Genomic DNA, 24,303 nt, shown 5'->3' on the forward strand with positions numbered 1-24,303 from the left:
TTGTGCTCCTTCGGTGTTAAACAGCCTGCTTCTGCTGGCTTTGGCTCTTGCGGATCTTCTCGGCCAGTCGCTCCTGGTCGCAGGTCGGGCAGAACTCGTGCTCGCCCTTCAGGTAACCGTGGGTTGGACAGATGGAGAAAGTCGGTGTGATGGTGATGTAGGGCAGGCGGAAGTTAGTCAGCGAGCGCTGAACCAGCTTCTTGCAGGCCTCGGTGGAGGAGATGCGCTCGTTCATGTAGAGGTGGAGCACGGTACCCCCGGTGTACTTGCACTGCAGCTCGTCCTGCATCGCCAGCGCCTGGAAGGGATCATCGGTGTGACCCACCGGCAGCTGGGAGGAGTTGGTGTAGTAGGGTTTGTTATCGGTACCGGCCTGGATGATGCCCGCAAAGCGCTTGCGATCCTCCTTGGCCAGGCGGTAGGTGGTGCCCTCAGCCGGGGTCGCTTCCAGATTGTAGAGGTGCCCGGTCTCCTCCTGGAACTCCTGCATGCGTTCGCGGATATGGTCCAGCAGGTCCACTGCCAGCTGGTGACCCGCCACACTGGTGATATCCAGCTGGTCGGAGGTGAAGTTACGGATCATCTCATTGATACCGTTCACCCCGATGGTGGAGAAGTGGTTACGCAGGGTGCCCAGATAACGCTTGGTGTAGGGGAACAGGCCCGCGTCGATGTAGCTCTGGATCACCTTGCGTTTAATCTCCAGGCTGTTGCGCGCCAGGTTCAGCAACTCGTCCAGGCGAGCAAACAGTCCCTCGCGGTTGCCCTTGAAGAGATAGCCCAGGCGAGCACAGTTAATGGTCACCACCCCCAGGGAGCCGGTCTGCTCGGCGGAGCCAAACAGGCCGTTACCGCGCTTGAGCAATTCGCGCAGGTCGAGCTGCAGGCGGCAGCACATGGAGCGAACCATATTGGGAGTCAGGTCGGAATTGAGGAAGTTCTGGAAATAGGGCAGGCCGTACTTGGCCGCCATATCGAACAGCAGATCCGCGTTCTCACTTTCCCAGTCGAAATCGGGGGTCACGTTGTAGGTGGGAATCGGGAAGGTAAAGACACGACCCATGGCATCACCCGCCATCATCACCTCGATGTAGGCGCGGTTGATCATCGCCATCTCATCGGACAGATCGCCGTAAGCGAAGGGCATCTCCTCACCGGCGATCACCGGAATCTGCTCGCGCAGATCCTCAGGGCACACCCAGTCGAGGGTGATGTTGGTGAAGGGGGTCTGGGTGCCCCAGCGTGAGGGTACGTTAAGGTTATAGATGAACTCCTGAACGCACTGCTTCACCTCGGCGTAGCTCATTGCGTCCTTGCGTACAAAGGGCGCCAGGTAGGTATCAAAGGAGCTGAACGCCTGGGCACCGGCCCACTCGTTTTGCAGGGTTCCCAGAAAGTTGACCATCTGGCCAATGGCACTGGAGAGGTGCTTGGGTGGTGCGGCTTCGATCTTGCCGGGAACGCCATTAAAGCCTTCGTGCAGCAGGGTACGCAGTGACCAGCCGGCGCAATAGCCCGCCAGCATATCCAGGTCGTGAACATGCATATCGGCGTTGCGGTGGGCCTGTCCGATCTCTGGCGGATAGACGTGGTTCAACCAGTAGTTGGCCACCACTTTACCGGAGACATTAAGGATCATCCCCCCCAGCGAGTAGCCCTGGTTGGCGTTGGCTTTCACCCGCCAGTCGAGCTGTTCCAGGTACTCATCCATTGAGGCTTCGACATCCAACAGGGTCTTGCGGTCGCTACGGATCTGCTTGTGGGTTTCCCGGTAGAGAATGTAGGCCTTGGCGGTCTGGAAGTATTCCGACATCGCCAACACCTGCTCGACCACGTCCTGCACCTGCTCCACCGTCGGGACTTCGCGGGTATAGCGGAAGCTGATAACTTTCAACACCTTCCTGGTGAGTTCAACGGCCTGCTCGGAGCCATACTCCTGGCTCGCCTGACCGGCCATCTCTACCGCTTTGAAGATCTTCACGGCATCGAATACACACTCCTTTCCGTCACGCTTTTTGATGGTAAGGGGCAGCGGCTCGTTGATCTGGATCTGGTCCTTAATCATTAATCTGTACCTGTGTTCTGGCGAATTCCGGCGATAAAACGATCAAAATCGACTGTTTGGATATCGCATATTTAGTGTTGTTGATATATATCAACCACTATATATTGTGGTTCTGGGTAATTTACTGAATAGAGCGGCCAGCTTTATTGACACAGATCAACAAATCAAAAACAGCAAAATCCCACGCCTCCAAATAGTGATAGAAACTCATAATAACCCCCAGATAAGACAAGGCCTTACCACTCGTCAACCCCCTCGCAGGGGGTCACCCTTTTTTTTTGCCCGTGCACTAACGGGAAGCCGCTCCCCCGCCCAAACAGGGCTGCAGCAGCGGGAGTCGGTTGATTTTTACGACAGATTAAAAAAGCGCCACTCGGGGATCCATCGACATAAGGCCTACAGGGGGATAGCAAGCACCCGTTGCGCCGGCGCAGAGCTGCCTCCAGACTCCGCGCCGTAGGACCCAAATGGACGCAGGGAGCGCCGGCTGCGCAGGAGCACCGCTGCCGGCCCGTACATCCCTTGTGATCGCTCCCGTCATCCATGACTCCCGCGATCTACGACCTACAGGACGCAGAGAGCGCCGGCTGCGCAGAAGCACCGCTGCCGGCCCGTACATCCCTTGTGATCGTTCCCGTCATCCATGACTCCCGCGATCTACCGCCCGCCCCTGGGCATAAAAAAACCGCACCGGGGGGTGCGGTTCGCCGTGGGCACAGGGGTTCACGCCGGAAGCCCCCCCTGCACCAAAAACCTAGCTGACCTCCTGCCGCAACATATCCAGCGAGGAGATGATCCCCACCACCTTCTTGTCATGGGTCACCAGCACGCGGTGAATATTGGCCTTCACCATAATGGCCGCCACCTTGTGCAGGGGAGTGTTCATGGTGACGTCATAGACATCGGTGGACATGATGTCCGCCACCCGTAGCGAATGATTGCGCTGCTCACCGGCATCGCGCCGCTGCTCCCGGGAGCTAAACTGCTCGGGGGGGCGGTAAAAGTCATCGTCCAGGCGCTGGCGCACCACATCGGTGAGGGAAACCACCCCCGCCAGGCGACCACTGCCATCGATAACCGGCGCCCCCGAGATGCGGTGCTCCTTGAAAAAAACCGCCAGCGCCTCCACCGGCCAGTCGCTGCTCACGGTCAGGACACGGCTGGTCATGATCTCCGCGGCAACACGGTCATCCAACACGCTGCCACGGTGGGAGTTTCGACGGGGATCCAGGCTAAAGATCTTTTCGTTCATGGGGGGCGTTCCACCTTGGGGCCCCGGCTCGGTAATAATACGCGGGGCGACTGTGGAGCAAAGTCTGACCAGTGGTCGCTTTTTTCTCATTGATATGTGTCAAGCGGGGCCCCCGCACCGGTTGATGCATATCAAGAAAGCTCGCAACAGGGTCCCACGAAGCCTGAGGTCCCGCCTAAAGGGAGGCCATCACCCCACCGGTAATGCCTATCACCAGGGCGTAGCGCCCCCCCTTGGCCAGCAGCACCAGCAGCAGGAAGGTGGCGAAGCGCACCCTCATCACTCCGGCCGCGAAGGTAATGGGGTCACCGATCACCGGCACCCAGCTCAGCAGCAGTGACCAGAGCCCCCAACGGTTAAAACGGCTCTGGGCGCGCTCCAGCTGCTCGCCACTAAAGGGAAACCAGCGACGTTCCTGAAAGTGCAGCAGGTATCGGCCCAGCTGCCAGTTCACACAGCTTCCCAGGGTATTACCGAGGGTGGCCGCGCCCCACAAGGCATAGGGGTCCAGCCCCCTGAGCTGCATGGTCGCCAATAGCGCTTCCGAGGAGAAAGGCACCAGGGTCGCGGCCAAAAAGGCGGTACCCGCCAGCAGCAACAGCTCCCCTACAAAGACGTCAAGCACCTGGGGAACTAACCCTCATCGCGGTTGATACGACTGGCAACCGCGCCGCTCTGGTTATGGTACTTGGCGTTGGTCCGGCGGTTGTAAGGCTTCTCGGCGGGACCGCTGAGGGCTTCAAAGTTGATGGCGCCGATGGTCATGCCGGGCTTCAACGCCAGCGGCAACTTACCCCCATTGAAAAACTCCAGCACAATCTGCCCGCTCCAGCCCGGATCGATGCGATGGGCCGTCACATGCACCATCAGCCCGAGGCGGGCAAGGGAGGAGCGGCCATCGAGCCAGCCGACAATGTCGTCCGGCAGGGTGACCGATTCAAAGGTAACCGCCAGCGCCAACTCGCCGGGATGGAGAAAGAAGGACTCTTCTTGCGTCAGCAGGATCTCCCGACTCATGATGGAGTCGAGCACCCGCTCGATCTCCTCCCGCGGCCCGCTCAGATCAACAAAGGGAGCGGTATGATCGGTAAAGACGCGAAAGCTGTTGCCGAGGCGCAGGTCCACACTCACCCCGCTGATCGCCTCCTCCGGTGGAGGGGGTTCGATCTGGATGCGACCCTGTTGCAGTAACTGCTTGATGTCCCGGTCACAAAATCGCATCGCACGCCTCCTAGTCTTCGTTGATCGATATGGTGGGTGCCGCTACCGCCTGTTCGGCCCTCAGGGCCAGGGTAGCCCCCACCTGGCGTGCTACCTCACGGTAGAGGGTGGCGAGCTGGCCATCGGGCTCGGCCGCCACCGTCGGTTGCCCCTTGTCCACCTGCTCACGGATGCTCATCGACAGGGGCATCGAAGCCAACAGGTCGGTGTCGTAAAGGTCGGCGATACGGGTGCCGCCCCCCTCACCAAACAGATGCTCGGCGTGGCCGCACTGGCTGCAGATATGGACCGCCATATTCTCAACAATACCCAGCACGGGCACGTTGACCTTGTTGAACATCTCCACCCCCTTTTTCGCATCCAGCAGCGCCAGATCCTGAGGGGTGGTGACAATCACCGCGCCGGCCAGCGGCACCTGCTGGGAGAGGGTGAGCTGGATATCGCCGGTGCCGGGGGGCATATCCACCACCAGGTAATCGAGCTCGCCCCACTCGGTCTGGGTCATCAGCTGCTGCAGCGCCCCGCTCGCCATGGGGCCACGCCACACCACCGGGGTGCGATCATCGGTCAGGAAGGCCATCGACATCAGTTTCAATCCCTGCGCCTCGACCGGAACAAACCACTTCTGGTCTCGCACCTGGGGACGGGTTCCCTCGGCAATACCCAACATCAGCCCAAGACTGGGTCCGTAGATATCGGCATCCAGGATTCCCACCCGTGCTCCCTCGGCACTGAGCGCCAACGCCAGGTTAACGGCGGTAGTGGATTTACCCACCCCCCCCTTACCGGAGGCCACTGCCACCACATTCTTGACCGACTGCAGGGCTTCCAGGTTGTGCTGGCCCGGGTGGGCAGCTACTTCAAAGCGGACATTAACCTGGGTGTCGGTGACTCCGTCCAGGTTGCTAATAGCACTGCTCACCAGCTGCCCGATGGCGTTGCACAAACCACCGGCCGGATAGCTGAGGCAGATGGCAACCCTGACCTTGCCCCCCTCAATCTCAATCGACTCCACCGCGCCGGCAGCGATCAGGTCCCGCTTCAGGTAAGGGTCCTGGTAATTGCGGATCGCTTGCTCTACAAGCGGACGACTCAGTTCGGACATAGGGTCACTCCATCTTCAGGTTGGGTATCAGGTAAGGTTGGCGCCTAGGGGCGCTCCATCTTTTTCTTTAAATCCAGAAAGGCCTGGCGGCCAGCGGCGGGGTCGATTCCCTGCTGCTGCATACGCTGCTGCATCTGCTCTGAAGCAGTGCGTTCAAGCTCTGCGGCCAAGGCCGCCTGGCGTGGGTTCTCGAGGGCACTGGCCACCATCGCCTCCAGGTCCTCCCCTTCGAGCACGCGGTTGCACCAGAGTTCATAATTCTGTTCGTAAAGAGGAAACGCCAGTCGCTGCTCCTCCCCGCGGAGGGTTTGCCAGCCGGTGTCCCGAGCCGCCAGATAGACCGCAATGTGGCTCCAGGGGTAATCCAGCGACGGGTGGGGGGCATTACAAGCTTCGTAGTAAGCCTGCAACGGCTCCTTCAGGCCGTGGCGCGTATAGGCAGCGCGACACAGACGGTAGATCTCCGCCAGGTCCGGGAAGTACTTGCTGGTTTTGATCGCTTCCCGTGCCACCGACACAATCAGCGGGGGCGGGAAAACCTTGAGGGAAGACATCCACACCCGTTGCGCGCGCTCGCGATCTTCGGCACTGCGAAAAGCGTGTTTGAATTTGGTGGGAAAAGCGTCTTCGAGCAGAGTAAAAAGCACATTGACCGCCTGCGAAAGCTCCTGCTTCTGCTGCGGGGTCAGTTTACGCTCCGAATCCTGGATATCGGCGCGGTGGTCAGATATCGAGGGAGTCTGCCCAGCTGGTGTCTGTAAGCTTTTCAGCTGTTGTCCGATGAGGGTTTTGCTCTCTTTCACTCTGCTGCCGCTTCCACTGATAGATCACATGGTTTTTGAACTTGTTTTGCCACGCCTTTCGAGCCTCACCGGTTTCGAGCCAGTAGAGCTTAAAATCGGGCAGCTGTTCCAGGGTAAAGCTCGGGGGGATACCGTAGTGCTGTTGCAGCCACTCGATATAGGCCACCTCCGGCATAAAGTCTTCGGGCAGCGGCTCTATCGCAGCGCTGGAAAAGGCGGTCGTGTGAGAAGTGGTTTGCAGGGTACGGGCAAACACCGGCGGCACCGGTGCGGTGGCCGCATCGAGTTCCCACATGGATCCCCCAGCATTGAGCATTCGATGATAAGCCTTGTGATCGTCGTTACTCATCACAGCTCCCCCACTGACAACACCCCAAAACAGACTCCCGTTACCTTAGGTCGACTACAGTCAGCCGCGGATCACCCCCGACCCGTCGACGACATTGACTATGCAATCAGACATTCTACGGCCTTGCCGCCAACCTTCGCCAATAGTTTTTTATTAATCTCGGGAGCGCTCCAATTAGCGAGCCGCCGCCGCCAACGGCTCGTGAGGCTGCAGGCCACGGCTCGCGGGATAGAAATGGAGATGGCGATCGGTAGCAACGGATGATCTACCCCTCAAAAGGGGCTATAATCGCGCTCCTTTGCAAACCACCGAACCAATCCGTCCACCAATCCTGACTTCTGTCGATGGCCCCTATGACGCAAAAATCCCGTAATATCCTTGTGACCAGCGCCCTACCCTATGCCAACGGCCCCCTCCATATGGGACACCTGGTCGAATACATCCAGACCGACATCTGGGTACGCTTCCAGAAGCTGCGCGGTCACCGCTGCACCTACGTCTGTGCCGATGACGCCCACGGTACCGCCATCAGCCTGCACGCCGAAAAGATGGGAATTTCCCCTGAGCAGTCGGTCGCCCTGATCAATGCCGAGCGCAAGCGGGATTTCGGCGAGTTCCTGGTGGAGTTCGACAACTACTACTCCACCCACTCCGAAGAGAACCGCCAGCTGTCGGAGTCGATCTACATAGCGCTCCGGGACAAGGGGCACATTGCCCGCCGCACCATCCGCCAGGCCTTCGACCCCGAGAAGCAGATGTTTCTCGCCGACCGCTACATCAAGGGCGACTGCCCCCGCTGCGGTGCCAGCGGCCAGTACGGTGACAACTGCGAGGCCTGCGGCGCCACCTACTCGCCCACCGAGCTGAAAAATGCCGTCTCCGCCCTCTCGGGCGCGACCCCGGTCGAGAAGGATTCCGAACACTTCTTTTTCAAACTCACCGACTTCCAGTCGTTCCTCCAGCAGTGGACCCGCAGCGGTGCCGTGCAGGAGGAGATCGCCAACAAACTGGCCGAGTGGCTCGACGGTGAGCTGCAAGACTGGGATATCTCCCGCGACGCCCCCTACTTCGGCTTCGAGATCCCCGGCGAGCCCGGCAAATACTTTTACGTCTGGCTGGACGCGCCGATCGGCTACATGGCCAGCTTCAAAAACCTGTGCGAGCGCCGCGACGACCTCAACTTCGACGACTACTGGAAAGCCGGCAGCGAAGCCGAGGTCTACCACTTCATCGGCAAGGATATCGTCAACTTCCACTGTCTGTTCTGGCCCGCCATGCTTCAGGGTGCCGGTTACCGTACCCCGACCCAGGTCTGCGCCCACGGCTTCCTGACCGTCAACAACGAGAAGATGTCCAAGTCCCGCGGTACCTTCATTACCGCGCGCACCTACCTGGACCACCTCAACCCCGAGTACCTGCGCTACTACTTCGCCAGCAAGCTCAACAACCGTATCGACGACCTCGACCTCAACCTCGAGGACTTTTCACAGAAGGTGAACTCGGACCTGGTGGGCAAGGTGGTCAACATCGCCAGCCGCTGCGCCGGTTTCATCAAAAAGGCGGGAGGCCAGCTCGCCAGCAGCGATAGCGAAGCCGAACTCTGCGCCGAGTTTATGGCCGCCGCCGATCGCATCGCCGACCATTATGAGCAGCGCGAATACGCCCGCGCCATCCGCGAGATCATGGCACTGGCCGACAAGGCCAACGCCTACATCGCCGACAAGGAGCCCTGGGCCCTGGCCAAGCAGGAGGGGACCGAACAGCAGGTGGCCGACATCTGTTCCGTAGGGATCAACCTGTTCCGCCTGTTAATGATTTACCTCAAGCCGGTGCTGCCCGCGCTGGTGGCCAACGCCGAGCAGTTCCTCAACGTTGAGCCCCTGCGCTGGAGCGATGCCACTGAGCTGCTGACGGCGGGCCACAGCATCAACAAGTTCAAGCCCCTGCTGACCCGGGTCGAGAGCGACAAGGTAGCCGCCATGGTCGAAGCTTCCAAAGAGCTTCTGGCCGAGCAGAGCACCCCCAAGGTCGCGGATACCGAACTCTCCCGCGACCCTATCACCGAGGAGATCGAATACCCCGACTTCGCCAGGGTCGACCTGCGGGTGGCGCGCATCGCCAAGGCCCAGCATGTGGAGGGGGCCGACAAGTTGCTGCAACTGACCCTGGATCTGGGGGGTGAAACCCGTAACGTCTTTGCCGGCATCAAAAGCGCCTACAGCCCCGAGCAGCTCGAAGGCAAGCTCACTGTGATGGTGGCCAACCTCAAGCCCCGCAAGATGAAGTTCGGCCTTTCCGAGGGGATGGTGCTGGCGGCCGGCCCCGGAGGTAAGGAGCTGTGGATTCTGGAACCCCACGAGGGAGCACAGCCGGGGATGCGTATCTGCTAGCCTAAGGATAGGGGTGAGTCAACTGCGGCTCCCCCACCCTGCTTTGCTTAAGCTTATAGTTATTTTGACTTATAAGTGCCAGCCATATGCCTTGTGCGGAATATTGTGCTACCTGATAATAGACAGGATGTGAGCCACGGCGCCTGCGCCGGTCAGCGCTCCCGACCAACCCGACGAAAACCCGGAACTTCGTAATGCCAGAGATCGCCACTGAACTGACCCTGATTCTGGTCAGCGCCGTTTTGGTGAACAACTTTGTGCTAGTCCAGTTTCTCGGCCTCTGCCCCTTTATGGGCGTGTCCAACAAACTGGAAACTGCCATGGGCATGTCGCTGGCAACCACCTTTGTGCTGACCCTGGCCTCGGTCTGCAGCTACATCAGCTTCGAGTACATTCTCAAGCCACTGCAGCTGGAGTTCCTCAAAACCATCACCTTCATCGTGGTCATCGCCGTGGTGGTCCAGTTCACCGAGATGGTGGTCAAGAAGGTGAGTCCCCTGCTGCACCGGGTACTGGGGGTATTCCTGCCGCTGATCACCACCAACTGCGCGGTATTGGGGGTCGCCCTGCTCAACAGCAACCGCATGAACAGCAGCTTTGTGGACTCGGCCACCTACGGTTTCGGTGCGGCCCTCGGCTTCTCCCTGGTGCTGGTGCTCTTCTCCGCCATGCGCGAGCGGTTGGCCGCCGCCGACGTTCCCCTGCCCTTTCGCGGTGCCGCCATCGGCATGATCACCGCCGGCCTGATGTCGCTCGCGTTCATGGGCTTCACCGGCCTGATCAAACTCTAGCGGAGGCGGTGGTCGACTTTCTATGGATATCCTGCTTTACGCCATCCTCGCCATGCTTGCCCTGTCGCTGATTTTTGGCGCCGTGCTGGGCTTTGCCGCTGTGCGTTTCAAAGTGGAGGGGGATCCGCTGGCCGACCGCATCAACGAGCTGCTGCCCCAGACCCAATGTGGCCAGTGCGGCTACGCAGGCTGCCGCCCCTACGCCGAAGCGATCGCCAGCGGCGACCTCATCAACAAGTGCCCCCCCGGCGGGGAGGCCACCATCGCCGCGCTGGCAGACCTGCTGGATGTAGAACCTATGCCGCTGGACAGCGAGCATGGCGAGGAGAAACCCCGCTCCCTGGCGGTAATCCGTGAGGAGGAGTGCATCGGCTGCACCAAATGCATCCAGGCCTGCCCGGTGGACGCCATTCTCGGGGCTGCCAAGCAGATGCACACCGTCATCGCCTCCGAATGCACCGGCTGCGAACTCTGCGTTGAGCCCTGCCCGGTCGACTGCATCGACATGGTTCCCGTCGAAACCAACATCAAGAACTGGAGCTGGGATCTGCCCGTGCCCGCCGAACAGCTGATCATCACCGACGCCGGTCGGGGGAGTGCCGCATGAGCCGTCGCCTGTGGGAGATCCCGGGCGGGGTTCACCCCCCCCTGCGCAAAGAGCAATCAAGGCAGGCGCCCATTCAGCCGGTGGCCCTGCCACCACGGCTGGTACTGTCCCTGCAACAGCACATCGGGGCCGCCGCTACGCCGCTGGTGAAGGTGGGCGACCCGGTTCTGAAGGGACAGAAGATCGCCGAGGCCAAGGGTTTTGTCAGCGCCCCCCTGCACGCTCCCAGCTCGGGCACCGTGGTGTCCATCGAGCCCCATCCGGTTCCCCACCCTTCGGGGATGGAGGAGCTGTCGATCATTATCGACACCGACGGCGAGGAGCGTTGGTGCGACCTCGCCCCCTGCCCCGATTACCACCAACTCGACGCCAGCGAGCTACTGGCCCGCATTCGCGAGGCGGGCATCGCCGGCCTTGGGGGGGCGGGATTCCCCTCGGCGGTCAAGCTCAGCGCGCGCCCCGAGCAGGAGGTGCGGACGCTGATCATCAACGGTACCGAATGCGAGCCCTACATCAGTGCCGATGACCGCCTCATGCGCGAGCGCAGCGAGGCGCTGGTGACCGGCATCGACATACTCAACCAGATCCTCAAACCCGAGGAGGTTCTGATCGCCATTGAGGATGACAAGCCGGAGGCGATCCAGGCCCTGCGTCGCCAGATCAGCGACCAGCAGCGCCCCTTCGAAGTGGTGGTGTTGCCGACCAAATACCCCTCCGGGGGCGAAAAACAGCTGATCCAGATTCTCACCGGCTGCGAAGTGCCAAGTGGCGAGCTGCCCGCTGACCTCGGCATCCTTTGCCAGAATGTAGGCACCACCGCGGCGATCCGTGATGCCGTCATTGAGGGTCGCCCCCTGATCTCCCGTATCACCACCCTGACCGGCGAGGCAATTGCAGAGCCGGGCAACCGCGAAGTATTGATAGGCACCCCCGTGAACCACCTGCTGGCCTTGGCCGGTGTCGATGAGCAACGCCTCAAACGGCTGGTCATCGGCGGACCGATGATGGGCTTTAGCCTCGAACAGGCCCAGGCCCCCATTACCAAGACGGTCAACTGCGTGATCGCTGCCACCGCCAGTGAGCTGCCTCCGCCGCCACCGGCACAGGCCTGTATCCGTTGCGGCGCCTGCGCCGAGGTGTGCCCGGTGAACCTGCTGCCCCAGCAGCTCTACTGGCACGCTCGAGCAAAGGATTACAGCCAGCTGCGCCACCACAACCTGTTCGACTGCATCGAGTGCGGTGCCTGTTCCTACAGCTGTCCCAGCCACATTCCCCTGGTGCAGTACTATCGCGCTTCCAAGGCAGACATCCGCGCCCATGAGGCGATGCAGCAGAAGGCAGAATACTCCCGCATCCGCTTTGAGGCCCGTGAGGCGCGCCTGCAACGGATGGAGGAGGAGAAGGCCGCCAAGCGCAAGGCCAACGCCGAAAGGGCCGCCAAGCTCAAGGCTGCCAAGCAGGCGTCGGCCAGTCAGCCGGCTGCCCCCGCCGACAGCGAAGACAAGGCGCTCAAGATCCAGCGCGCCAAGGTCGCGGCCGAGATCAAGAAGCTCAACCGCCAGCTTGAGGCCGCCGCCTCTGAAGAGCAGTCTGCGCTAAAGGCCAGCATCGCTGCGCTGGAGTCGCAGCTTGAGCTGCTGCAGCCGTCCCCCAGCGCGCCACCCCCGCCCTCCAGTGATGACAGTGCCAGCGACGATAAAGCGGCCAGAATCAAACTGGCGATGGCCAAGGCCGCCGTCAAGAAGGCGGAGCGTGCATTAGCCAGCGCCGAGCAAGCCGGCGCTCCCCTTGAGGCCTTAGAGGCCGAGCTGGCGCAGCAGCGTGCGGCCCTGCAGACGTTGGAGCCTGCTTCTGGCGAGGCCACAGTCCCCACAGGGAGCCGTCCCCCCCCTTCCCGCGCGCCCCTGAGCGAGGCGCAAAAGAAGCTGAAGATCGAGGCCGCTATGGCCCGTGCTGCCCTCAAAAAAGCGGAGCGTGCCTATGCCGATGCGGCCCAGAGCCAGTCGGCCGGGCAGCAGGGGTTGGAGGAGGAGGTGGCGCGCCTGCGTGAGGACCTCGACAGCGCACTCGCCAAACTCGAAGCCTCTGCCGATGCCGCCCCGCAGGAGGCAACGCCTGCGGTGTCGACACCCGCCCCCCAGCCGGCGGAGGATGGGGAGGCCGAGCTCAAGCGCCTGAAGATACGCCAGGCGATGGCGCGGGCGGCGCTCAAAAAAGCACAGCGTGCCCTCGACAAGGCCCCGGACAACAGCGACCCCGGCTTGACCGAAGCCCTCAAGGCGGCGGAGCGGGAGCTGGCGCAGGCCACCCTTGCGCTCGACGGCGCAACCACAGAAACCAGCGGAGGCTAATCGGCAATGGCGCTGTTGCGAGTCAGTTCACCCCACGCCCACGGCCCCGGATCCACCGCCCGCTTGATGCGGTTGGTGATCCTGGCTACCCTGCCCGCCTTCCTCACCCTGAGCTTCTTTTTTGGCTGGGGTACCCTCATCAACCTGGTGTGGGCGAGCCTCATTGCACTGGGCTGTGAAGCCGCCGTGCTCAAACTGCGCAAGCGCCCCCTCGCTTTTTACCTGAGCGACAACAGTGCCCTGCTGACCGCCGTACTGCTGGCGCTTGCACTGCCGCCGCTGGCCCCTTGGTGGCTGACCCTGATCGGCGTCGCCTTCGCCATCCTGGTTGGCAAGCACCTCTACGGTGGCATGGGCTACAACCCCTTCAATCCTGCCATGCTGGGGTATGTACTGCTGCTGATCTCCTTCCCGGTGCAGATGAGCGCCTGGGCGGCACCGGCTGGTGTGGAGGGGGCCATTGGCGTGGAGGGCTTTAGCGCCGCCTTCAAAACCATCTTTCCCCTGTTCGGCGACCCCCTGCCGGTGGACGCCTACACCCTGGCAACCCCGCTGGAGCTGATGCGCGAGAACAAGAGCCTCACCCTTGACGAGCTCTGGGCGCTCCACCCCGTGCTCTGGGGCCTTGGCGGCCAGGGCTGGATCTGGGTCAACCTCGCGTTCCTGGCGGGCGGACTGTTCCTGCTTAACCAGCGGGTGTTCACCTGGCACGCCCCCCTCTCCATGCTGATCGCCCTGTCGCTGATGAGCCTGTTCTTCTATGGCGGCGATGATTCCTCCAGCAAAGGCTCGACCGCCTTCCACCTGCTGAGCGGCGCAACCATGATGGGTGCGTTTTTTATTGCCACTGACCCGGTCACCAGCGCCGTCAGCAGCCGAGGGCGAATCCTCTACGGGGCGGGAATCGGCATACTGGTGTATGTGATCCGCAGCTGGGGCGGCTACCCGGACGGGGTCGCCTTTGCGGTACTGCTGATGAACATGGCGGCCCCCACCATCGACTACTACACACAGCCGCGTACCTACGGCCACAAGAAGCCCAATAAAGGGCTTGCCAAACCGGACTGACCCGATGACGACGCTCACCCAATCGATCACCCGAAACAGCGTTTCCCTCGGCCTCTTCTCGATCTTCACCGTGGGGCTGATTGCCCTCACCTACGTGATGACTCAGGAGCGTATCGTCGAGCAGGTTCGCGCCTTCGAGATCAAGGCCCTAAACGAGATCGTACCGCCCGATGCCTACGACAATGATCTCCTGCAGACCCTGGTCACCGTCGATGACGCTCCCCTGCTGGGGCTGGACGGCTCCCACAAAGCCTATTTCGCGTTCCACCAGCAGCAGCCGGTGGCGGCCATCCTGCCGGTCTGGGCACCCGATGGCTATAACGGCCGCATCAGTTTGCTGGTGGGGATTCACTACAACGGTGAGCTGGCAGCAGTGCGGGTCATTACTCATCGAGAAACCCCGGGCCTTGGCGACGCCATCGATACCAAGGTATCAGACTGGATCCACCAGTTTCAGGGTCTGTCACTGCTCAACACCGCTCCACGGCAGTGGGGCGTGCAGAAGGACGGTGGCCAGTTCGACCAGTTCACCGGCGCCACCATCACCCCCCGTGCAATCGTGGGTGCAGTGCATCGCAGCCTGAAGTATTTTGATGAGCACCGCGATGCACTCTTTGCCGAAGCTCGCCTTCAGTTTGAGCAGGCTACCCCCCAGGAGGTCCAATGATGTCCAAGCGCGCCGACTACCGCACCATCAGTCTTAACGGCCTCTGGAACAACAACCCCGCCCTGGTGCAGTTGCTGGGGCTCTGCCCGCTGCTGGGGGTATCCAACTCGGTAGTGAATGCACTGGGCCTGGGGATCGCCACCATCTTCGTACTCACTGGCTCTAACATCGCGGTCTCACTGATCCGTACCCAGGCCAGCGAAGCGATTCGGCTGCCGGCCTTTGTCATGATCATCGCCTCGCTGACCACCTGCGTCGAGCTGCTGATGCAGGCCTTCACCTACGAGCTGTACCAGATCCTGGGCATCTTTATCCCCCTGATCGTCACCAACTGCGCGATTCTGGGGCGCGCCGAGGCCTACGCCGCCAAAAACCCGGTGCTGCCCTCGGCGGTGGACGGTTTTATGATGGGCACAGGCTTCGCCCTGGTGCTCTTGCTACTGGGGGGCCTGCGAGAGCTGATCGGCAAGGGTACCCTCTTCTCCGGAATGGAGCTGCTGCTGGGTCCGGGTGCCGCACACTGGGAGCTGGTGGTGTTTGCGGACTACCAGAAGTTCCTGTTCGCCATCCTGCCCCCCGGCGCTTTTGTTATTATGGGGTTCATCATTGCCGGCAAAAACCTGGTGGATGCTCACCTTAAAGCACGCCAGGCCGCAACCCCCAAACCGACCCCTGCCCTCGAAGATGCCGAAGCCCCATGAATCGAGCCAAGCGAGAGGCGATTTTCAGCCGCTGGCGGACGCTGAATCCCGAGCCCAGGACCGAGCTCAACTACAGCTCCCCCTTCGAGCTACTGGTGGCGGTACTGCTGTCGGCCCAGGCCACCGATGTGGGGGTCAATAAAGCCACCGCAAAGTTGTTTCCGGTGGCGAACACCCCCGAGGCGATCCTGGCCCTCGGAGTGGAGGGGCTCAAGCACTACATCAAGACCATCGGCCTGTTCAACAGCAAGGCGGAAAACCTGATCAAGACCTGTCGTATTCTGGTCGAACAGCACAACAGCCAGGTCCCCGACAATCGAGAGGCTCTGGAGGCCCTGCCGGGGGTGGGGCGAAAGACTGCCAACGTCGTCCTCAATACCGCCTTTCGTCAACTGGCGATGGCGGTCGACACCCATATTTTCCGGGTCTCGAACCGCACCGGTATCGCGCCGGGTAAAAACGTGCTGGAGGTGGAAAAGCGCCTGCTGCGGTTAGTACCCGCGGAGTTCCTGCTCGACGCCCATCACTGGCTGATCCTGCACGGACGTTACATCTGCAAGGCGCGCACGCCCCAATGCACCGCCTGCCCGATCGAAGACCTGTGCGAGTACCGCAAGAAAACCTCTGAAAAATAGCGCCCCGAGCGTTAGCCCGGCGCCGCGTCGGGATGCCCTCTGAACAGGGCTGCAATCAAGGGGGCAGTCTCAGGCGCTGGCCTTGCTGTAGTACTGGTCGTGGTAGATCCGCTCAATCCGCGAGAGGCTATTATCAAAACTGACGTCGTACTGCTCCTCCTCCTGCCAGTAGAGGAATACTGCGCCCACCCGGAAACCCTCACCGCTGCGCTCACAACTCACCACCTGAGCAGCGACATTATCCAGCGAGATGTAGGGACCACGAAAAGAGAGATAGAGGCGATTGCCCTTCTTGTAGGGCATATTGCACTGCAGGGCGAGACCATAGCGATTAAAATCGACCCCGGCGGCAGCCCGCCAGTCTGACGCCAGAGAGAAGATTGAACGCTGCCGCACCCGAATACTCAGATCCGGAATCGGAAGACGCTCCTTCATGCGGCGATTGGGGTTAACACCCTGATCTTTCTTAGCTCCCATAATCCCTGCCAACAGCTATCCATTTCTTGAACGCTAACTGTACCACATTGGCAATGATCCTGGGCAATCCCACTGCATATTGTGACTCACTTTGCTAGAATGCCCTCCCCCTCTCACAATACAGATGCCCCCATGTCCGAGCTATCCCCCACACTGCAATTTGCCATGGACCTGATCCGCCGCCCTTCGGTTACACCGGACGATGCTGACTGCCAGCAGATGATGATCTCGCGCCTGCAGCCCCTGGGCTTCGAGGTGGAGCAGATGCGGTTTGGGGAAGTCGATAACCTCTGGTTGCGGCGAGGTAGCGAAGGCCCTCTGTTTGCCTTTGCTGGCCACACCGACGTGGTTCCCACCGGTTCCCTGGAGCAGTGGCACAGCAACCCCTTCCAGCCGGAAATCCACGACGGCATGCTCTTCGGCCGCGGTGCCGCGGATATGAAGGGCAGCCTCGCCGCCTTCGTCACCGCCTGCGAACGCTTTGTCCAACGGCATCCCGACCATAAGGGCTCCATCGCCCTGCTGATCACGGCCGACGAAGAGGGGCCGGCGATCAACGGCACCCGTAAGGTGGTAGAAGCCCTGCAGCAGCGCGGCGAGACCATCGACTGGTGTCTGGTGGGGGAACCTTCCAGCACCGCCAGCCTGGGTGATGTGGTGAAAAATGGCCGCCGAGGCTCCCTCGGGGCTGACCTCTGGATCAAGGGGATTCAGGGACACGTGGCCTATCCACACCTGGCGCAGAATCCGATCCACCAGGCGCTGCCTTTCCTGGCCGAACTGGCGGCCACCGAGTGGGACCAGGGCAATGCGTTCTTCCCACCCACCAGTTTTCAGATCTCCAACATCCAGAGTGGTACCGGCGCCACCAACGTGATCCCGGGGGAAGCCCACGTCATGTTCAATTTCCGCTTCTCCACCGAAACCTCGGCCCCTGAGCTGCAGGCCCGGGTGGAGGCGATGCTGGAACGGCACGGCGTCGACCATGAGATCGAGTGGCGCCTGTTTGGCGAACCATTCCTCACCTCCCGGGGCGAGCTGGTCGATGCCACGGTGGCCGCGATCCGTGATGTAACCGGCACCGACACCGAACTCTCCACCTCCGGAGGTACCTCCGACGGACGCTTTATCGCCCCCACCGGCGCCCAGGTGGTTGAGCTAGGCCCTTGCAATGCCACTATCCATAAGGTGAACGAGTGCGTTAAAGCCAGCGATCTCGACCTGCTGAGCCAGGTCTACCAGAACATTCTCCAGCGCCTGCTGACGGATACCCCCTGATGCCCGGCCTCAGTCACTGGTGCTGTCCCCACTGCCGTTGTCCCCTGCAGGCGGAGGGAAACAGCTGGCGCTGTGCCAATAACCACAGCTTCGATCGAGCCCGCCAGGGCTACGTCAACCTGCTCCCCAGCAACCGCAAACAGAGCAAGCAACCCGGTGACAGCCCGGAGATGGTTAACGCCCGCAGTCGCTTTCTGGACACCGGTCACTACCACCCACTGCGCGAGGCGGTTCTCTCCCTGCTCCAGGGTCGATTCGATGACACAGCGGGCAGCTGGCTTGATGCCGGTTGCGGCGAAGGCTGGTACACCGCGGCCCTGGCATCGGCCTTACCCGCCATGCAGGGATTTGCGTTCGACATTTCAAAGTGCGCAGTCAGTGCCTGCTGTCGACGCAGCAAAGCCATCGAGTGGGCGGTCGCCTCAGTCGCCGACATCCCCCTGGCCGATGCCAGTATGCGATTTATCCTCAGTATTTTTTCTCGCATCGACTGGGTCCAGTTCGAGCGCATCCTGGTCAACGAGGGGCTGCTGCTGGCGGTCACCCCCGGTAGCCACCACCTGCTCGAGCTACGCCAGGCGATCTATCGCGAGGTGCGCCTGCACGAGGAGGAGAAGCCCCTCAAAGAGATGCCAACCACCTTCGAGTGCATCGCCACCGAGTCATGCCAGTTCAATGTTCACCTCGAGAACCAGCAGCAGATTCAGGACCTGCTGGCCATGACCCCCCACTACTGGCACATCAAGGCCGACCAGCGCGAACGATTAGCACAACTACCGAACCTCACTACCCGAGCCGATTTCAGGTTAACCCTGTTCCAGAAAAAATCCGCCCAAGCTCCGGCGCTAAACCCCTGGGCTAAACCCTGACAACTGATCCCACCATGAACAAACAGCAGCTGCGTCTTCATCTTTTGCGGATGGCCCAAAACCCCCAGCACAGTTTCCAGATCTTCGTTGCAGGAGTATTTCTGTTTTCTGTGGGTGTCGGCGCTATACTGTACGCCGAGCACCGCCTGGCTCCATCGGTGTCGCGGGAGTTGCTGGCCAGCCTGGGGATGCTGATCGCCGGCGCCGGTGTGGTGGTGACTCTTAGCGGTTATTTGCGTCTGTGCGCGGGACGCGTTCTCAAACTCTTCTTCGGCGACTGACCATGCTGCAACCCGATATAGAAATCTACATCAAAAACACCAGTATCAATGCCATCCGCGACTGGTTGAGCGCAACCTTTGAGGCGGTTGAAGAGGGGCAGCACCGTGGCCACAGCTACCGATTCCAGGTGTTTCATGAGGGTCAGGGAATCCCTGTGATGGTGGTAGAAAAAGCGGCGGGGAAATCCTTTACCAGTGTCTGGTTTGACTCCAGCGCGACCCCCTGGAACGACGACCTCAGCTGCGCCCGTGACGCCCATCGACAGCTGGAGCGCCCGGTTCGATGCAACGGCGGTTTCTGGGAGGATGGCAGCGAAGCAATGGACACCTGGGTGGAGGTATCGGAGCAGGGCGAACAACTCATTGAGTGGGCGCAGACTGAGAGCTAAGTTGGTCCCATTGCTCACCCGAGGGCGTATAATAGCCCCCGATTCCACAGGTCCCTTACTGCCGCCTCCATGAACCGACTCTTTACCTCCCGCTTTCTCTTTAACCTGCTCAGACCACTCCAGAATCTCTGGGTTCGCCCGACCCTGGACGGTCTCGACAACCTCAACCCCCTCGATCCCGAGCGTCCTGTCTGTTATGTGCTGTCACAACGGTCACTGAGCGACCTGCTGGTACTGGAGCAGCAGTGCATCAAGGCGGGGTTACCGAGGCCCTATCAGGCGATGCTGCCGGCCGAGATCGAGGAGCCCCGTGCCTACTTTTACCTGTCCCAGGCCCAGGGACTGATCCTGCAACGTGACCGTATGCTATCGGCCCAGCGGCTTGCCCGCCTGCTGCATTGGGTTGGGGAAGCGCCTCACCGCGATGTACAGCTGGTTCCCGTGAGCTTTTTCTGGGGACGTGCGCCGGATAAAGAGGAATCCCTGCTCAAGTTGCTGTTTGCCTATAACTACAGCGTGGGCGGTCGCTTTAGAAAGTTCATCACCACCCTGCTGCTGGGCCGCCAGACGATGATCCACTTCAACCACCCTCTGTCACTGCGGGAGCTGGTGGATGAGGGGATGGACCCGGCGCGAACCATGCGCAAGGCCAACCGTATTTTAAGGGTTCACTTCCGTCAGCAACGTACCTCGGTGGTAGGGCCCGATCTCTCCCACCGGCGCACCCTGGTGAGCGGCTTGGTGAAGACCCATGCGGTTCAGCTGGCGATCGAGGAGGAGGCAAAAAGCAGTGGTCTCAAGCCGGCCCAGATTGAGGGTCGCGCCCGCCTCTACGCCAACGAGATCGCATCCGACTACACCATCTCCGCCATCCGCTTTCTGGAATCCCTGCTGAGCTGGTTCTGGAACCGGATCTACCAGGGCATCGAAGTCCATAACCTGGAGCAGATCAAGGAGTACGCCAAGCGCCAACACGCCCTGGTCTATGTGCCTTGCCATCGCAGCCACATCGACTACCTGCTGCTCTCCTACCTGCTCTATCGCAACGGCCTCACCCCGCCCCATATCGCCGCCGGCATAAACCTCAACATGCCACTGGTTGGCGGCCTGCTTCGTCGCTGTGGCGCCTTTTTCATGCGCCGTAGCTTTCGCGACAACGCACTTTACACCGCCGTCTTCAACGAGTACCTGCACACCCTTTTCACCCGTGGTTTTCCGGTGGAGTACTTTGTTGAGGGGGGGCGCAGTCGCACCGGCCGTACCCTTAAACCCCGCACCGGCATGCTCGCCATCACCCTGCGCAGCTTCCTGCGCGACCACCGTCGACCAATCACCTTTGTGCCAATCTACGTGGGGTACGAACGGGTGCTCGAAGGCAACACCTATCTCGGAGAACTGCGCGGCAAGAGCAAGAAAAAGGAGTCTCCTCTCGATATTATTCGCACCCTGCGCGGCCTCAACAGCTCCTTCGGCAAGGTGCGGGTCACCTTCGGCGAACCCCTCGAGCTGGAACCCTTCCTGGACGCCCACAGCGATCAATGGCGCACGGCCGACAAGGACCCCCGCAGCCCGGCTCCCGAGTGGTTATCCCCCCTCACCAACCAGCTGGCCACCCGTATCGCCAGCCACATCAATGGCGCTGCCGCCATCAACCCGGTCAACCTGATCGCCATGGTCCTGCTCTCAACCCGTAACCAGGCACTGGGAGAGGAGGTGCTGGTGAGCCAGCTTGACAGCTACCTGAAATTGCTGCAGCAGGTTCCCTACGCCCCCCATGTCACCCACCCGGAGATGAGCGCGGCGGAGCTGATTCAGTATGTGGAAAACCTGGGACTGGTGGCCCGCCGCAGTGACTCACTAGGGGACATCCTCTTCCTGGAGGGCAACAACGCGGTATTAATGACCTACTACCGCAACAACATCCTGCACCTGTTTGCCATTCCTTCGCTGCTGGCCAACTATTTCATCAACGCCCACCGGGTGTCAGAGGCGGAGCTGATCGAGTTCAGCGCGCTCCTCTACCCCTATCTCAGCTCTGAGCTGTTCCTCCACTACGACGAGTCGCAGGTACCCGAGCTGATCCGCCGCTGGCTGGCGGCCATGGTGGAGCAGGGGCTGTTGATCGCCGAACAGGGGGATTATCGCCGCCCCGACAGCAGCTCCCCCGCGTTCGTGATTCTCAACCTGCTGGGCAAAGCGATCGCACCCACCCTGGAGCGTTTTTACATCGTGGCGAGCCTGCTCGACAGCAGTCACCACCACCCCATGACCGCCCAGGAGCTGGAGAACCAGTGCCATGACCTGGCCCAGAGGCTCTCCATCATTAACGGTCTCAATGCACCGGAGTTTTTCGACAAGGCGCTGTTCCGCAACCTCATCAACACCTTACAGCAGAGGGAGGCAGTGGTTCAGGAGGCGGATGCAACGCTCTGTGCCAGCGATCCCCTGAGCGGATTATTGACCAACGCCCGGCGGGTGCTGACGGCGGATGTGCGTCACAGCATCACCCAGGTGACGCGGGGGAATCAGTAGCGGCGGGCAGGGCGGCCCGCACGTAGAGGTCGAAGCGCCCCGATTTTCCCTCCAGGCTGTAGTCGGGCTTACGCTCCCCCAGCCAGGGGGCCTGGCGCGGGCGCTTGACCACCACCCGATAACGGGCCACCTCCCAGGCCAGTGGCAGCAAGCTGTCGGCATCCAGGTCGTCCCCCAGCAGCTCCCGGAAGACTCGCATCTCCTTTTTAACCAGTGCGGATTTGGTGCGATGGGGGAACATCGGGTCCAGGTATACCACATCCCATTGTGTTCCCTCGGCGGCAGCCTCCGCCAGAAACGTCTGCGCATGGGCTCGCTGCAGACGCATCCGACCCAGCACCTCGGCCACTTCGGGCTCGTACCGTCCTCGCTCCAGTCCGTCACGCAGCAGGGTATAGACCGCCGGTGCCCGTTCCAGCAGGGTCACCTCACAGCCCTGGGTCGCGAACACAAAACTGTCACGTCCCAATCCCGCGGTGGCATCCAGTACACTGGGACGGTAGCTCCCCTTGAGACCCAGGGCGCGAATAATCGACTGTCCCTTACCGCCGCCAAAGCGCCGACGATGATCAACGGCGCCACTGGCAAAATCGACCCGCACCGGACCGGGAGCCCCCTTCCCCCCCTGCTGTAAACTCCAGCCATCCTCGCCCAAAACCAGGGCGACACGGTTTGATGGCAGCTCTGCAGGCGCCTCCTCCAGGAAGCTAACCTGTAAATCGCCAGCCGTGTCACGGGCCTGATCCACCCATGCGGGGCTTTGCGCTATAACAACCAGATCCAACACGATCGATAACCTATCAACAAACAAACTAAAGGGAGGCTCAATTTTATCCCATTCGCGCCGATAAACCCCATTAAGATTGAGCCTCGGACCCCTTACTGTGGATATCAGTGCCTCCCCTCTCCCTAACCCCCACTCCGCCGCCGATACCCAGGGGCTGGATCCCCGCAGTTCATTGCGTTACCAGATACTGGCGCACACCTTTGGCGTCCGTATTGAGGCGCCACTGGGGCTGGGCAAGGCAGAGGCAAGTAGTGACCCGGTCGCCCCCAGGGTAAACGCCGTCAGCGCCTCTGCACAGCCGGTGCTCGAGCGCAGCAGCAGCCGCGTCATTAACCAAAGCCAAAGCTTGCAGGTCAGCGGTCAAGCGGAGAGCGAAGTCGTAGTGAATGATCCGCTGGCGATTGATTTGGGAGGCGATGGTTTCTCCACCACTTCGGTCGAGCAGGGAATCTGGTTTGATATCAATGGCGACGGCCACAAGGAGTTGACCAGTTTCGTCACCGGGAACGATGCCTTTCTCGCACTGGACCTCAACAACAACGGCACCATCGACAGTGGCCGGGAGCTGTTCGGTGACCAACTGGGAGCGCGAAACGGCTTCGAGCAGGCCGCCAGCCTCGACAGCAACGGTGATGGCTACCTGGACGCCATGGACGAGCAGTTCCATCGGCTGAGCCTGGTGACTCTGGGCGAAGATCGGCAGCTTCAACAGCAGTCTCTGGCACAGGCGGGGATCAGCCGTATCGGGCTCGCCTATCGCGACACTCACCAGGCAATTAACACCTACGACAGTATCCGCCAGCTGGGCACCGTCGATACCGTCGACGGGCTACGCCTCGACAGTGCCGACCTGATGCTGGGAGCCCGCAGTCCGGCTCAGGAAAAATAGATCAGGAACAGCAAGGCAGCCAGCAGCACCCGGTACACCACAAAGGGCAGCATACCGATCCGATTGATCACCGCCAGGAACCAGCGGATGCAGAGCCAGGCGCTGACGCCCGACAGCAGTGCCCCGATAAAGAGAACCGACCACTGCACCGGTTCAGCCTGGGCGATCAGGTCTCGGGTTTTCAAAGAACCCGCCGCCAGGATAATCGGGATGGACATCAGGAAGGAGAAGCGCGCCGCTACCTCGCGGGAGTAACCCAACAGCAGCGCCGCAGTGATGGTGATGCCGGAGCGCGAGGTACCGGGAATAATGGCCAGGGCCTGCGCCAACCCGATCAGCAGGGCATCACGCCAACCGATAGCACTCATGGGCTTTCCGCGAACGAAGCGCTCGGCCACCCCCAGCAAAATACCAAAAAGCAGTGTGGTGGTGGCGATCACCGCAATCGAGCGCATCGCCTCATCGACGCCACTGATGCTGACCGCCAACCCAAACAGCACGGCCGGGATGGTTGCCAACACCAGCAGCAGGGAGAGGTGTAGTTCGGCATTAAACTGCCGCGCACTCAACGCCTGCTGGCAACCGCGGGTCAGCTGCCACAGGTCGGAGCGAAAATAGATCAGGACGGCAGCCAGGGAGCCGAGGTGGACGGCAACGTCAAACGCCAGCCCCTGATCGGGCCATCCCAGTAGCTGCGATGGCAATATCAGGTGAGCCGAGCTGGAGATAGGAAGAAATTCACTGATACCTTGAATGAGTGCCAGCACAACTACCTGAACCGTTTCCATCAATGGGT

At 61.1% G+C, this 24,303-nt stretch carries 24 protein-coding genes; 14 read left to right on the top strand and 10 right to left on the bottom strand.

The window, feature by feature from the left end; translation table 11 throughout:
• Positions 1 to 16: 16 nt before the first annotated feature.
• From D0544_RS08635 to D0544_RS08665, 7 genes are all read right to left on the bottom strand, one after another.
• On the bottom strand, positions 17 to 2,065 hold the full coding sequence (locus tag D0544_RS08635; RefSeq protein WP_125015547.1) for a ribonucleoside triphosphate reductase: 2,049 nt from the start codon (positions 2,063 to 2,065) through the stop codon (positions 17 to 19).
• A 754-nt stretch (positions 2,066 to 2,819) separates the two neighbouring features.
• Positions 2,820 to 3,317, bottom strand: coding sequence for a CBS domain-containing protein (locus tag D0544_RS08640; protein ID WP_164880876.1), 498 nt, complete (start codon positions 3,315 to 3,317; stop codon positions 2,820 to 2,822).
• 175 nt (positions 3,318 to 3,492) lie between these two features.
• Positions 3,493 to 3,942, bottom strand: coding sequence for a YqaA family protein (locus D0544_RS08645; RefSeq protein WP_243647275.1), 450 nt, complete (start codon positions 3,940 to 3,942; stop codon positions 3,493 to 3,495).
• A gap of 8 nt (positions 3,943 to 3,950) precedes the next feature.
• The gene (gene dcd / locus D0544_RS08650) at positions 3,951 to 4,538 is read right to left on the bottom strand and encodes a dCTP deaminase (RefSeq protein WP_125015549.1); all 588 of its coding nucleotides are present in this window, start codon (positions 4,536 to 4,538) and stop codon (positions 3,951 to 3,953) included.
• Between the two features lie 10 nt (positions 4,539 to 4,548).
• Positions 4,549 to 5,643: an iron-sulfur cluster carrier protein ApbC gene (gene apbC, locus D0544_RS08655; protein WP_125015550.1), complete on the bottom strand. Its 1,095-nt coding sequence runs from the start codon at positions 5,641 to 5,643 to the stop codon at positions 4,549 to 4,551.
• A 44-nt stretch (positions 5,644 to 5,687) separates the two neighbouring features.
• A complete protein-coding gene (locus tag D0544_RS08660) occupies positions 5,688 to 6,290 on the bottom strand; it encodes a replication protein P (RefSeq protein ID WP_125015551.1) in 603 nt (200 codons plus the stop codon).
• A gap of 76 nt (positions 6,291 to 6,366) precedes the next feature.
• Positions 6,367 to 6,795 carry a DnaT-like ssDNA-binding domain-containing protein gene (locus D0544_RS08665; protein ID WP_125015552.1) on the bottom strand — a complete coding sequence of 143 codons (429 nt, stop codon included), beginning with the start codon at positions 6,793 to 6,795 and terminating at the stop codon, positions 6,367 to 6,369.
• Positions 6,796 to 7,148: 353 nt separating this feature from the next.
• On the opposite strand from D0544_RS08665, the gene metG reads away from it, so the two are divergent.
• From metG to nth, 8 genes are all read left to right on the top strand, one after another.
• Positions 7,149 to 9,185: a methionine--tRNA ligase gene (metG, locus tag D0544_RS08670; protein WP_125015553.1), complete on the top strand. Its 2,037-nt coding sequence runs from the start codon at positions 7,149 to 7,151 to the stop codon at positions 9,183 to 9,185.
• Positions 9,186 to 9,379: 194 nt separating this feature from the next.
• Positions 9,380 to 9,976: an electron transport complex subunit RsxA gene (gene rsxA, locus D0544_RS08675; protein ID WP_125015554.1), complete on the top strand. Its 597-nt coding sequence runs from the start codon at positions 9,380 to 9,382 to the stop codon at positions 9,974 to 9,976.
• A gap of 22 nt (positions 9,977 to 9,998) precedes the next feature.
• Positions 9,999 to 10,583 (top strand): electron transport complex subunit RsxB, encoded by a 585-nt coding sequence (gene rsxB, locus D0544_RS08680; protein ID WP_125015555.1) that lies wholly within the window; start codon positions 9,999 to 10,001, stop codon positions 10,581 to 10,583.
• On the top strand, positions 10,580 to 12,934 hold the full coding sequence (rsxC, locus tag D0544_RS08685) for an electron transport complex subunit RsxC (RefSeq protein WP_125015556.1): 2,355 nt from the start codon (positions 10,580 to 10,582) through the stop codon (positions 12,932 to 12,934). Before rsxB ends, rsxC begins: the two co-directional genes overlap by 4 nt.
• 6 nt (positions 12,935 to 12,940) lie before the next feature.
• Positions 12,941 to 14,002 (top strand): electron transport complex subunit RsxD, encoded by a 1,062-nt coding sequence (gene rsxD, locus D0544_RS08690; protein WP_125015557.1) that lies wholly within the window; start codon positions 12,941 to 12,943, stop codon positions 14,000 to 14,002.
• A gap of 4 nt (positions 14,003 to 14,006) precedes the next feature.
• Entirely contained in the window at positions 14,007 to 14,669 is a 663-nt protein-coding gene (gene rsxG / locus D0544_RS08695) for an electron transport complex subunit RsxG (protein ID WP_125015558.1), read from the top strand.
• Positions 14,669 to 15,370 carry an electron transport complex subunit E gene (locus D0544_RS08700; RefSeq protein ID WP_125015923.1) on the top strand — a complete coding sequence of 234 codons (702 nt, stop codon included), beginning with the start codon at positions 14,669 to 14,671 and terminating at the stop codon, positions 15,368 to 15,370. The genes rsxG and D0544_RS08700 overlap by 1 nt, the downstream gene beginning before the upstream one ends.
• Positions 15,367 to 16,005, top strand: a complete 639-nt coding sequence (gene nth / locus D0544_RS08705; RefSeq protein ID WP_125015559.1) for an endonuclease III — start codon at positions 15,367 to 15,369, stop codon at positions 16,003 to 16,005. The genes D0544_RS08700 and nth overlap by 4 nt, the downstream gene beginning before the upstream one ends.
• Before the next feature lie 69 nt (positions 16,006 to 16,074).
• On the opposite strand, the gene D0544_RS08710 is transcribed toward nth, so the two are convergent.
• Positions 16,075 to 16,482 carry a PilZ domain-containing protein gene (locus tag D0544_RS08710; protein ID WP_125015560.1) on the bottom strand — a complete coding sequence of 136 codons (408 nt, stop codon included), beginning with the start codon at positions 16,480 to 16,482 and terminating at the stop codon, positions 16,075 to 16,077.
• A 132-nt stretch (positions 16,483 to 16,614) separates the two neighbouring features.
• On the opposite strand from D0544_RS08710, the gene dapE reads away from it, so the two are divergent.
• The 5 genes from dapE (at position 16,615) to plsB (ending at position 21,831) form a co-directional block, all read left to right on the top strand.
• Entirely contained in the window at positions 16,615 to 17,760 is a 1,146-nt protein-coding gene (gene dapE / locus D0544_RS08715; RefSeq protein WP_125015561.1) for a succinyl-diaminopimelate desuccinylase, read from the top strand.
• Positions 17,760 to 18,629, top strand: coding sequence for a putative RNA methyltransferase (locus D0544_RS08720; protein ID WP_125015562.1), 870 nt, complete (start codon positions 17,760 to 17,762; stop codon positions 18,627 to 18,629). The genes dapE and D0544_RS08720 overlap by 1 nt, the downstream gene beginning before the upstream one ends.
• Positions 18,630 to 18,643: 14 nt before the next feature.
• Positions 18,644 to 18,910 (top strand): hypothetical protein, encoded by a 267-nt coding sequence (locus tag D0544_RS08725; protein ID WP_125015563.1) that lies wholly within the window; start codon positions 18,644 to 18,646, stop codon positions 18,908 to 18,910.
• A 2-nt stretch (positions 18,911 to 18,912) separates the two neighbouring features.
• Positions 18,913 to 19,299 carry a hypothetical protein gene (locus tag D0544_RS08730; RefSeq protein ID WP_125015564.1) on the top strand — a complete coding sequence of 129 codons (387 nt, stop codon included), beginning with the start codon at positions 18,913 to 18,915 and terminating at the stop codon, positions 19,297 to 19,299.
• A 69-nt stretch (positions 19,300 to 19,368) separates the two neighbouring features.
• Complete coding sequence (gene plsB / locus D0544_RS08735; protein WP_125015565.1) at positions 19,369 to 21,831, top strand: glycerol-3-phosphate 1-O-acyltransferase PlsB; 2,463 nt, start codon at positions 19,369 to 19,371, stop codon at positions 21,829 to 21,831.
• On the opposite strand, the gene D0544_RS08740 is transcribed toward plsB, so the two are convergent.
• Positions 21,803 to 22,618 carry a class I SAM-dependent methyltransferase gene (locus D0544_RS08740; RefSeq protein WP_207905800.1) on the bottom strand — a complete coding sequence of 272 codons (816 nt, stop codon included), beginning with the start codon at positions 22,616 to 22,618 and terminating at the stop codon, positions 21,803 to 21,805. The two genes, plsB and D0544_RS08740, sit on opposite strands and share 29 nt — an antisense overlap.
• 97 nt (positions 22,619 to 22,715) lie before the next feature.
• Here D0544_RS08740 and D0544_RS08745 point away from each other — a divergent pair, with 97 nt between their 5' ends.
• Entirely contained in the window at positions 22,716 to 23,507 is a 792-nt protein-coding gene (locus D0544_RS08745) for an FG-GAP repeat domain-containing protein (protein ID WP_125015566.1), read from the top strand.
• Here the strand turns inward: D0544_RS08745 and D0544_RS08750 are convergent.
• Positions 23,495 to 24,295, bottom strand: a complete 801-nt coding sequence (locus D0544_RS08750; RefSeq protein ID WP_125015567.1) for an undecaprenyl-diphosphate phosphatase — start codon at positions 24,293 to 24,295, stop codon at positions 23,495 to 23,497. The genes D0544_RS08745 and D0544_RS08750 overlap by 13 nt on opposite strands.
• Positions 24,296 to 24,303: the final 8 nt, after the last annotated feature.

This window comes from Aestuariirhabdus litorea, assembly GCF_003864255.1.
GTDB classification, from domain to species: domain Bacteria; phylum Pseudomonadota; class Gammaproteobacteria; order Pseudomonadales; family Aestuariirhabdaceae; genus Aestuariirhabdus; species Aestuariirhabdus litorea.

Bases quoted from the DNA above. Each gene is read 5' to 3' on its own strand.
- nth (WP_125015559.1), top strand. From the start codon at position 15,367: ATGAATCGAGCCAAGCGAGAGGCGATTTTCAGCCGCTGGCGGACGCTG.
- plsB (WP_125015565.1), top strand. From the start codon at position 19,369: ATGAACCGACTCTTTACCTCCCGCTTTCTCTTTAACCTGCTCAGACCA.
- D0544_RS08725 (WP_125015563.1), top strand. From the start codon at position 18,644: ATGAACAAACAGCAGCTGCGTCTTCATCTTTTGCGGATGGCCCAAAAC.
- D0544_RS08750 (WP_125015567.1), bottom strand. From the start codon at position 24,295: ATGGAAACGGTTCAGGTAGTTGTGCTGGCACTCATTCAAGGTATCAGT.
- D0544_RS08640 (WP_164880876.1), bottom strand. From the start codon at position 3,317: ATGAACGAAAAGATCTTTAGCCTGGATCCCCGTCGAAACTCCCACCGT.
- D0544_RS08720 (WP_125015562.1), top strand. From the start codon at position 17,760: ATGCCCGGCCTCAGTCACTGGTGCTGTCCCCACTGCCGTTGTCCCCTG.
- D0544_RS08710 (WP_125015560.1), bottom strand. From the start codon at position 16,482: ATGGGAGCTAAGAAAGATCAGGGTGTTAACCCCAATCGCCGCATGAAG.
- rsxA (WP_125015554.1), top strand. From the start codon at position 9,380: ATGCCAGAGATCGCCACTGAACTGACCCTGATTCTGGTCAGCGCCGTT.
- rsxB (WP_125015555.1), top strand. From the start codon at position 9,999: ATGGATATCCTGCTTTACGCCATCCTCGCCATGCTTGCCCTGTCGCTG.
- D0544_RS08635 (WP_125015547.1), bottom strand. From the start codon at position 2,065: ATGATTAAGGACCAGATCCAGATCAACGAGCCGCTGCCCCTTACCATC.
- D0544_RS08700 (WP_125015923.1), top strand. From the start codon at position 14,669: ATGTCCAAGCGCGCCGACTACCGCACCATCAGTCTTAACGGCCTCTGG.
- D0544_RS08665 (WP_125015552.1), bottom strand. From the start codon at position 6,795: ATGAGTAACGACGATCACAAGGCTTATCATCGAATGCTCAATGCTGGG.
- dcd (WP_125015549.1), bottom strand. From the start codon at position 4,538: ATGCGATTTTGTGACCGGGACATCAAGCAGTTACTGCAACAGGGTCGC.
- rsxG (WP_125015558.1), top strand. From the start codon at position 14,007: ATGACGACGCTCACCCAATCGATCACCCGAAACAGCGTTTCCCTCGGC.
- metG (WP_125015553.1), top strand. From the start codon at position 7,149: ATGACGCAAAAATCCCGTAATATCCTTGTGACCAGCGCCCTACCCTAT.
- apbC (WP_125015550.1), bottom strand. From the start codon at position 5,643: ATGTCCGAACTGAGTCGTCCGCTTGTAGAGCAAGCGATCCGCAATTAC.
- rsxD (WP_125015557.1), top strand. From the start codon at position 12,941: ATGGCGCTGTTGCGAGTCAGTTCACCCCACGCCCACGGCCCCGGATCC.
- dapE (WP_125015561.1), top strand. From the start codon at position 16,615: ATGTCCGAGCTATCCCCCACACTGCAATTTGCCATGGACCTGATCCGC.
- rsxC (WP_125015556.1), top strand. From the start codon at position 10,580: ATGAGCCGTCGCCTGTGGGAGATCCCGGGCGGGGTTCACCCCCCCCTG.
- D0544_RS08730 (WP_125015564.1), top strand. From the start codon at position 18,913: ATGCTGCAACCCGATATAGAAATCTACATCAAAAACACCAGTATCAAT.